Source organism: Vibrio sp. C8 (assembly GCF_054051265.1).
Map to the genome: position 1 here is coordinate 1 of NZ_JBPAOE010000028.1, position 1,559 is coordinate 1,559.

The 1,559-nt window shown below is 38.4% G+C and carries 2 protein-coding genes; both read right to left on the reverse strand.

Going from position 1 to position 1,559, the window contains the following annotated elements:
* Window positions 1-78: 78 nt before the first annotated feature.
* On the reverse strand, window positions 79-729 hold the full coding sequence (locus tag ACRQQK_RS14175) for a hypothetical protein (RefSeq protein ID WP_457512466.1): 651 nt from the start codon (window positions 727-729) through the stop codon (window positions 79-81).
* A 140-nt stretch (window positions 730-869) separates the two neighbouring features.
* The gene (locus ACRQQK_RS14180) at window positions 870-1,286 is read right to left on the reverse strand and encodes a hypothetical protein (protein WP_337163457.1); all 417 of its coding nucleotides are present in this window, start codon (window positions 1,284-1,286) and stop codon (window positions 870-872) included.
* Window positions 1,287-1,559 lie beyond the last annotated feature (273 nt).

Consider the following 1,559-nt stretch of genomic DNA (forward strand, 5'->3'; position numbering starts at 1 on the left):
TACGATGCTAAGAGATGGCGTCATGTGGGATGAGAACATAGCTCAAAATTAGTTATTGACGCCATAGTCGTTTGTTAGCTATCTTTGATTAGCCTCTTGCCACTTAATTAGCTCATTTTCATCTATGCGCGGGAACTGTTTCCAATCAGGGAAATAAAGCGCTCCATTCACTAATACTTCAAGAAACTGCCTGTCCTTAGGGGCTTGGGGGTTAAACGTGTTCCAATACTGCTCTGCTAAATGTACTTGTGTTGGGTCTTTAGCTAATGCTTCAAATAAGCGTACATCAGCGTAATGATAAAACGCGCTACTTCGAATTGAATAGCACCTAACAAGTTCGCGCTCTGTAAACCCCCATGCTTGAATACGTGTTAAAGCTACATCTTTATCATGATTCAAGTAGAAACATCTCAAGCGACTTGGTAGCTGAGGGTTTATCCTTAACCTTGCCTCTTCAATTAGCCTCTCGGCTTCGCCTGCACCACCTGCCTTTTGAACTGTCACCTCAATACCATCAAGCCAATCTTCCATTGCGACATGAATACCCTGACCACAATTAGCATTATGAAGAACCATCCCAAAACTGTAGGGACTGACAGCCCCCTCTGCCGGATGATACGAAGTTCTATTTGGACTCAAATACCAATATTCATGGTCCCAAAGTTCATGCTCGTTACCTTTTGTATCGATTACTCTAAGGTTCTCAATATCTGCAACTACTTCTGCCACTATTTTGTCTCCAATTTCTGATAGCTAACGCTAAGCTAAGTGGCTGCAAACCACAGCCAAACTCAAAATAACCACCATAATCACACGAGCCAATTAGAACCAAAACCGCCACGCGTTTGCAGTCCGACTTAAGCGCCTTGTTAGCTGTACTTTGCAGACAAAAATACCATTACGGGTATAGATAAAATCATAAAAATTGACGCTAAAAGCCACAAATACAGCAGTAAAGATACATAAGTTGAAATAAACCAACGAAAACCTTTTTCCAGCTTTTGACTACAACCATACTGCATAAAATAAGCAAGCTCTGCTTTCGGTATACGATTTAGAGTCCAGTTGAATTTTAATTTGATAATTATGAACCCGATTAGCAATGGAACCGAAGCGCCTAATAGACCTACGGGTACAAAAAGCCACCATTGCTTTATAGCCTCACCAGCAAACATGCTTACAGTTATGAGAACAGCAAATGATGCAAACAAAACTTTGAATGAAACAATAGGTGAATTATTTGTTTTTTGATAAAGCCAATAAAGAGGCCAATCTAACTTTCTCATATACACTCTGCTAATTTTGTACAGCTAACAGTATCTTTTATATAGACACATTCCATATAAGTGAGGAAGAATGCCGAATGAAATTATTTATCATATTGTTTTTATTCATAAATAATTAAACACAAAATTCAAAATGAAGACAGTGTCGGTAGAACACCCCATAAAAACTAACTACATATTTGGTTATTAGAAAAAATGGCTCTTCTCCGCTTTGATGAGTCTGATTCCCATGTACATCAATCTCTATCATACTGATTATTAATATATTTATAG

What these genes read in the sequence shown, in the direction of transcription:
- ACRQQK_RS14180 (WP_337163457.1), bottom strand. Translation starts at nt 1,286, where the DNA reads ATGAGAAAGTTAGATTGGCCTCTTTATTGGCTTTATCAAAAAACAAAT.